Origin of the sequence: Devosia sp. (assembly GCF_030689745.1) — a bacterium.
In the GTDB taxonomy this organism is placed as follows: Bacteria; Pseudomonadota; Alphaproteobacteria; order Rhizobiales; family Devosiaceae; genus Devosia; species Devosia alba.
In genome coordinates, this window is sequence record NZ_JAUYGL010000212.1 from 42217 (window position 1) to 48997 (window position 6781).

A 6781-nucleotide genomic window follows, 5' to 3' on the forward strand; every position below is an offset into this window, starting at 1 on the left:
AGTGGGCAGGGTTCGGCTTGAAGGCTATCTTGAGGTGCCGCCGGAGCGGATTGCTCAGGTCGTTGCCGCCCTGCCCGCCCACATCGCCCTCACCCGTGCAGAACCCGGGTGCCTGGCCTTTGAGGTGAGCCAGAGCACAACCACGCTCGGACATTTTCTGGTCGCTGAGACCTTTGTCGATCAGGCCGCCTTCGACCTGCACCAGGCCCGCACCAGAGCGTCGGCCTGGGCCGAAGTCACTGCGGGCCTCAACCGGCACTACACCGTGACGGTTGCTGACGGGCCAGACCACTAGGCAGTAGGGCGCCCGCTCGGCTATCGTGGCGCCATGACCATCTCGATCCTTATCGTCCCGCCGTTCTCGACCCTGTGCAATGCCGCATTCGCGCTGCGCCGCGAAGTCTTTGTCTGGGAGCAGAAGGTCCCCGAGGCCGAGGAACACGATGCCGATGATCTGACGGCGACCCATTTTGTCGCTATCGCTGTCGGGGAAGTCGTGGGCACGCTGCGCCTGCTCGACCGGCCTGAGCACGTCAAAATTGGCCGCGTCGCCGTGCGCCAGGCCTTTCGCGGTCAGGGCATCGCCAAGGCGATGATCCATGCCGCCATGGCCCACGCCCGCGCCGCTGGGCGTGATCGCTTCTATCTGACAGCACAGTCCGACAAGCTGGATTTTTACCAGCGGCTGGGCTTTGTCGCCTTCGGCCCTGAATTCCAGGATGGCGGCATGCCGCACCGGGCCATGCGCACCTATGATCGCGACAGCGCCCAACTGACCGGTTGACCGGCATCCCGGCAGGGCGACCCCACGGGGCGACTTTATTGGGAACGTCTCGGCGAGTCGTCGCGTTGTTGTGACATCATGGGCCGCACGATGCGCCACCTGCAAGTTTTGCATCGCACGGCCCGTTCACCACAAGAATGAACATACGGAGCTTACTATGATCCGCACCCTTTTGGCCACTACGGCCCTTGCTGCCCTGATGTCGACCGGCGCCATTGCCCAGGATGCCACTCCTGCCACCGATCCGGCTGCGCCAGCCACCAGCACTGAAGCCCCGGCCACCGATGCCATGGGCGCCACCCATAGCGCTGCACCATTCGATATGGCCACCGGCTACACTGCAGTCGACACCGACAATCTGGCCACACGCCTGATCAACCAGCCCGTCTATTCCAGTTCGGGCGATGACGCCGAGGAAATTGGCAACGTCACCGATCTGGTGTTCAGCGATGACGGTCAGATCACCGCAGTGGTGATCGGCGTTGGCGGTTTCCTGGGCATTGGCGAGAAGTCAGTGGCCGTGGATTTCGCGTCGCTTGAATTCACCGTCGCTACCGACAACACCGAGCGCTGGGTCCTGCCCACCTCCGCTGACGCGCTGAATGCCGCTCCAGACTTCGTCTGGCAGGAAGATGAGCCGGCTGATGCGATGGCGCCGGTTGACAACATGGCCCCAGCCGATGCCATGGCCCCGGCTGATGGCATGACCCCAGCCGATCCAGCCGTCGCCCCGGCTGATGCCACCGGTGCCTCTGCCACTGACGGTGCAGCAACGACGACGCTGCCCCGTGAAGGCTACGCACCAATCGAGTATGAGGCCCTCACGGCCGAAAACCTGACCGGCGCGACCGTTGTCGGCCCCAATGGCGAAGACATCGGCGAAGTCGGCGACATCCTGCTGACCGCCGATGGCGAGATCGATGCCATGGTTGTCGACTTCGGTGGCTTCCTCGGCCTCGGCCAGAAGCGTGTGGCCGTGACCCTGGACAATCTCGACTTTGCTGCCAATGAGAGTGGCGACCTGGTGATCTACAGCGACTTCACCCGCGAGCAGCTTGAAAGCCAGCCCGACTACGACGAAGCCACTTACGCGAACGATCCGACCCAGCGCGCCACCGATATGTAATCGCGCGCAACGATAACAGGTCCTTCGCGGATCAACCCCGAAGGGCCGGCACCGCCGGCCCTTCTTTTGCGTCTTGTTGGAGGATTGATTTATGCGCCGTCTGCTCACCCTATCCATGTTTGCCAGCTTGCTGGTCCCTGCCGGTTTTGCCCAGGATGCCCCGGTGATCGCGCCCGGCAGCGAACTCGCCCGCACCGGCCTCGCCACGCCGCTGCTGCTGTCGGATGGCTATTCCATCACCGGCAATGACACGTTGGTCACCAAGCTTCTCAACGCCACCGTTTTCACCGCCACGACCGATGATGCCGACGAAATCGGCACCATCACCGACCTTGTGGTCACCCCCGGCCTGGGCCTGTCCGCCGCCATCATCAGCGTCGGCGGCTTTCTCGGCGTCGGCGCCAAGGATGTCGCTGTCGACTTCGCCCAGCTCGAATGGGCCGAGCGTCCCGATGGCAGCTATCGCTGGGTATTGCCAACCACGGCCGAGGCCCTCTCGTCAGCCCCCGCTTTTATCTGGGCCGATAGCGAAGAGGTTACGGGCACGCCCGCCCTCACCAATTCCGAGGAAGAAGCCCAACTGGTCGACGGCAATCCGAATGCTATGGCGGTCGATCCCGATCTCACCACCGACCAGCCCGAACGCCAGGACGCCGTCAGCCCCGCCGCCGATATCGTTGAGCTGACCGACGAGCAGATGACCGGCGTGGCCGTCTATGGCATGGATGATCAGCAGATCGGCACGATTGGCGATGTACTGCGCCAACCCGATGGCGGAATCGACGCCGTCATCGTCGATGTCGGCGGCTTTCTTGGCCTGGGCGCCAAGCCCGTGGCGGTGGCCGGTGACAGCCTCATCTTTTCCACCGACACCACCGATAGCCGCTACCTCTTCCTCAACACCACGCGTGCCCAGCTTGAAGCTCAGCCGGTTTATGATCCAGCTACCTATTCCCAGGAGCGCGATGCTCAGCGCATGATCGTCAGCCCCTGAGCAAAAAAAAGGCGGGCCCGGGGCCCGCCTTTTTCAATACCGATCAGCGCCACTCAGGCGGCGGTTGCTGCTTCGCGCACCGCTTCCTGCACCTTTTCAAAGGCCCGCACTTCGATCTGCCGGATCCGCTCGCGGCTGACGTCATATTGCTGCGCCAGCTCTTCCAGCGTCGATGGGCTTTCCTGCAGACGACGGGCGTGGAAGATCGCCTTTTCGCGCTCATTGAGCACATCCATGGCGTTGTTCAGCAAGCCCATGCGCTCGGAATATTCTTCGCTTTCGCCCAGCGCGGTTTCCTGGCTCGGCGTGTCATCTACCAGCCAGTCCTGCCATTCCGACGTGCCTTCGTCGGCCCGCATCGGTGAGTTGAGCGAGGCATCGCCCGACAGCCGCGCATTCATCGACACCACATCGGCCTCGGTTACCTTGAGCGTTGTGGCGATCTGCTTGATCTGGTCGGGATGCAGCCCATTGTCGTCCAGCGCTGCAATCTGCCCCTTCACCTTGCGCAGGTTGAAGAACAACCGCTTCTGGGCGGCCGTGGTGCCGATTTTGACCAGGCTCCAGGAGCGCAGGACATATTCCTGAATCGCCGCGCGGATCCACCACATGGCATAGGTCGCCAGACGGAAGCCCTTATCGGGCTCGAACCGCTTGACCGCATGCATCAGGCCAACATTGCCCTCCGAAATCACTTCCGAAATCGGCAGGCCGTAGCCGCGATAGCCCATGGCGATCTTGGCAACCAGCCGCAGATGCGAGGTGATCAGCTTCTGCGCTGCCTCGGTATCTTCATGTTCCTTGTAGCGCTTGGCCAGCATGAACTCTTCGTCCGGTTCCAGCATGGGGAACTTGCGGATGTCCTGCAGATAACGGCTCAGGCCGCCTTCGGCCGAGAGCACTGGCAAATTTGTTTGGGCCATTGATGCACCCCTTTCCCTGTTCCCCCGCATGCCGCGGGCGGAATCTCCAAATCCGCCACTGCCCAACCTGAGCCATCGGCAGATTACGATGAATGGTATATATAGTTGGCAATTGGGCGAATGTAAGACGTGCCAACCCCGGCAAACGTTACAAATAGGCAATGGTTGCGTGTCGTACCAGTGCACTGCCCAAATAACATTACAGCGGGCCGGAACGCTCCATCACCATGTGGTGACGCTAACGCGCAAACGCCTTGTTATAGTCGCCCAGCGCCTCGTCGAGCGCTTCGAGATCTGGCGGCAGCGGCGCTTCGAAAAACATCTCTTCCTTGGTCACGGGATGCTCAAAGCCCAACTCGGCAGCGTGCAGCGCCTGCCGGCCCAGCGCCTGAATGGGCGCCGCTACTTCGGGTGGCAACCGATTGATCTTTGTGGCGTATCCCGAAGCATACACACTGTCAGCCACCAGTGGATGGCCGATATGGGCCATATGCACGCGGATCTGATGGGTCCGGCCAGTTTCGAGCTGACACTGGATACGGGTGATGTCCCAGCCCTCACCGCCGAAGCGCGCCTCGACCAGATAATGGGTAATCGCCTCGCGACCATCCTTGCGCACGGTCTGCTTCAACCGATTGTTCTGGTCGCGTCCCAGCGGCGCATCAATGCTGCCCTTGGCCGTCTCGGTCGAGCCCCAGACATAGGCGATATAGGCCCGATGCAGCGGACCGGTGCGGCCATGATCGGCAAACTGCGCCGACAGGTGCCGGTGGGCCCGCTCGGTCTTGGCCGCCACCATCACCCCCGAAGTGTCGCGGTCGAGCCGATGCACGATCCCGGGACGTTTGACCCCGCCAATCCCCTGCAGGCTTTCCCCGCAATGGTAGATCAGCGCATTGACCAGCGTGCCATTGGGCGATCCTGGTGCCGGGTGCACCACCATGCCCACCGGCTTGTTGATGACGATCAGCTGATCGTCCTCATAGAGGATATCGAGCGGAATGTTTTCGGCCTGTGGCTCAGGGTCTTCTGGGGGCGGCGCCAGAAGAATGATTGTTTCGCCGACGTTAAGCCGGTATTTGGGCTCACTGACGGGTTTGCCGTCGATGCTGACCGCGCCGGTCAGGATCAGATCCTTGATCCGGCTGCGACTGAGCACACTATGTGCCTTGGCCAGCGTGGCATCAAGCCGCCCGCCGGCCATCCCGGCATCGACCACGACTTCAACCTCGTCGCCCTCAAACTCTAGTGCGGTATTTTCGGCCATGGACAATCCTAACGAAACTGGGCCCAGCGAGCCAAAAGCGGATGCGCCGCTGACGCCAGAAGCTCTTGCCATGCTGGGGAAGGCACGCCGCTCGTTCGGTATCTCGATCGGCATCCTGTTGCTGGGCTTTATGGCGATTGGCTTCGCCCTTGTCTATCGCGTGATGCGTGATGCCCCGCCGCCGCCCGTGGCCGAGGCCGTAACTCTTCCTGCCGGTGCCGTGGTAATCGGCGCTTCCGTCAATGAGGGCGCCATCAACGTAACCTACACCATTGACGGCGTGACCACACTCTCCCTGTTCAATCAGGAGACCGGTGAACTCACCCGCAGCGTCACGATCCGCTAGCTGGCTCGCCCCGCCAGTCCGCAGCTGGCACCCTTAGCCAGCGCACGCCAAAGCGTTTTCAGCAAAAGTGGCGCCGCTTTTGCGGCTCGAAAAACGCGACCGATGAAAGTTCTGGCGATCTAGCGCTGCTGGATCTCCCGGAGCGCCGTCATGCGATCGGTTACCGAGCCGCCCCGCCCTTGCGGCACCGGGTCCATCGGCAGCGCATCGCTGCCTTCGCCGTCATCGGCAAACCGCTGCACCCGGTCAAACAGGCTTTCGCCATCAGTTGCTGGCACGGGCGTGTCGGTATCAACCGCATAGACCAGCCGGCTGACGCTGGCCGCAATATCGTTCAGCTTCTCGCGCAGATAGGCCTCTTCGACACGCTCGCTGTCCCAGTCCGCCATGATGGTCGATTCTACACTGGTCACCTTCCGGCGCAGTGTCTCGACCTCGGCATCCAGCGCCAGCTTGTCGGCCAGCAATTGCCCGGCGCGCCCTGCCGCCTTGTCGACGACCTGATTGCCCTCGGCCAGAATGGCGTTGAGCCGGTTTTCCGCGCTGGCAATGCGCGCTTCGGCCGTCGCCAGATTGTCGGCGGCAGCAACCTTCTGGTCATCCTGCCCGGCCAGGGCGGTGCGCATCTGGGCAATTGCCGTCGTGGTTTCGGCACTGCGCCGGTCAGAAGATTCGAGCCGCGCCAGCAGGCTTCTGGCCTGTTCCTCAAGAAAGCCCGCCCGCTTCTGCTCGATTGCCAGCGCCGTGCTTAACCGCTCCACATCCTGCGCGTCATCGCCGGTCAACACGACGCCATCGCCTCTGGTGGCTTCAGGCAACCCGCTCCTGACGGCCTTGCGCAGCATTTCCAGTTCGTCGCCGCGGGCATCCAGATCACGTTCGCGCATCCGCAGCCGCTGCGTCAGATCGGTGGCCTCGCGTTCCAGCTCGGGCACCCGACTACGCAGTTCGGCCTCGCGAAGTTCTAGCTCCTTGACGATTTCGAGGTTCTTGTCGCGCTCGGCCTGGAGCAGTGCCAGGTCACTGCGCTTCTGGTTGACGTCACCGAGTTGTTCCGCCAGCCGCGCGCGCAGCGTTTCGACATGTGTCTCCAGCCGCCGCGTGGACAAGGCGAACTCGGCGCGCAACTGGTCCTTGTCAGCGCGGAACTCAGCCATGGTAATCGGCGTGGCCGCCTGGATGCGGCGCTTGGTCAGGCGCACGGCGCGCTTCCACACCGCCGGCAGGATGATCAGCGCCACTAGGCCAGCAATCAGCAAGCCCAGCGCAAAATACATGATGTTCTCAATGAGCATCGGCCGAACTCCGAAACCACGCGGCCTGAACCGGCATGGACTCCTC

Annotated in this window: 8 protein-coding genes; 5 read left to right on the plus strand and 3 right to left on the minus strand. The window is 62.6% G+C overall.

The window, feature by feature from the left end; genetic code table 11:
* The first annotated feature begins 1 nt into the window (after nt 1).
* From Q8O80_RS18470 to Q8O80_RS18485, 4 genes are all read left to right on the plus strand, one after another.
* Complete coding sequence (locus Q8O80_RS18470) at nt 2-295, plus strand: putative quinol monooxygenase (protein WP_305581996.1); 294 nt, start codon at nt 2-4, stop codon at nt 293-295.
* A 33-nt stretch (nt 296-328) separates the two neighbouring features.
* A complete protein-coding gene (locus Q8O80_RS18475; RefSeq protein WP_305581998.1) occupies nt 329-784 on the plus strand; it encodes a GNAT family N-acetyltransferase in 456 nt (151 codons plus the stop codon).
* A 157-nt stretch (nt 785-941) separates the two neighbouring features.
* Complete coding sequence (locus tag Q8O80_RS18480) at nt 942-1910, plus strand: PRC-barrel domain-containing protein (protein ID WP_305582000.1); 969 nt, start codon at nt 942-944, stop codon at nt 1908-1910.
* 91 nt (nt 1911-2001) lie between these two features.
* Nucleotides 2002-2904: a PRC-barrel domain-containing protein gene (locus tag Q8O80_RS18485; protein ID WP_305582002.1), complete on the plus strand. Its 903-nt coding sequence runs from the start codon at nt 2002-2004 to the stop codon at nt 2902-2904.
* 53 nt (nt 2905-2957) lie between these two features.
* On the opposite strand, the gene rpoH is transcribed toward Q8O80_RS18485, so the two are convergent.
* Together rpoH and Q8O80_RS18495 are read right to left on the minus strand one after the other, a co-directional pair.
* The gene (gene rpoH / locus Q8O80_RS18490) at nt 2958-3827 is read right to left on the minus strand and encodes an RNA polymerase sigma factor RpoH (RefSeq protein ID WP_305582004.1); all 870 of its coding nucleotides are present in this window, start codon (nt 3825-3827) and stop codon (nt 2958-2960) included.
* 238 nt (nt 3828-4065) lie between these two features.
* Nucleotides 4066-5094: an RluA family pseudouridine synthase gene (locus tag Q8O80_RS18495; protein ID WP_305582006.1), complete on the minus strand. Its 1029-nt coding sequence runs from the start codon at nt 5092-5094 to the stop codon at nt 4066-4068.
* 70 nt (nt 5095-5164) lie between these two features.
* On the opposite strand from Q8O80_RS18495, the gene Q8O80_RS18500 reads away from it, so the two are divergent.
* Nucleotides 5165-5440, plus strand: a complete 276-nt coding sequence (locus Q8O80_RS18500) for a DUF6476 family protein (protein ID WP_305582008.1) — start codon at nt 5165-5167, stop codon at nt 5438-5440.
* Between the two features lie 119 nt (nt 5441-5559).
* Here the strand turns inward: Q8O80_RS18500 and Q8O80_RS18505 are convergent, their stop codons facing one another.
* Nucleotides 5560-6735, minus strand: a complete 1176-nt coding sequence (locus Q8O80_RS18505; protein WP_305582010.1) for a hypothetical protein — start codon at nt 6733-6735, stop codon at nt 5560-5562.
* Between the last annotated feature and the right edge of the window lie 46 nt (nt 6736-6781).

What these genes read in the sequence shown, in the direction of transcription:
- Q8O80_RS18475 (WP_305581998.1), top strand. Translation starts at nt 329, where the DNA reads ATGACCATCTCGATCCTTATCGTCCCGCCGTTCTCGACCCTGTGCAAT.
- Q8O80_RS18480 (WP_305582000.1), top strand. Translation starts at nt 942, where the DNA reads ATGATCCGCACCCTTTTGGCCACTACGGCCCTTGCTGCCCTGATGTCG.
- Q8O80_RS18485 (WP_305582002.1), top strand. Translation starts at nt 2,002, where the DNA reads ATGCGCCGTCTGCTCACCCTATCCATGTTTGCCAGCTTGCTGGTCCCT.
- rpoH (WP_305582004.1), bottom strand. Translation starts at nt 3,827, where the DNA reads ATGGCCCAAACAAATTTGCCAGTGCTCTCGGCCGAAGGCGGCCTGAGC.
- Q8O80_RS18495 (WP_305582006.1), bottom strand. Translation starts at nt 5,094, where the DNA reads ATGGCCGAAAATACCGCACTAGAGTTTGAGGGCGACGAGGTTGAAGTC.
- Q8O80_RS18500 (WP_305582008.1), top strand. Translation starts at nt 5,165, where the DNA reads ATGCTGGGGAAGGCACGCCGCTCGTTCGGTATCTCGATCGGCATCCTG.
- Q8O80_RS18505 (WP_305582010.1), bottom strand. Translation starts at nt 6,735, where the DNA reads ATGCTCATTGAGAACATCATGTATTTTGCGCTGGGCTTGCTGATTGCT.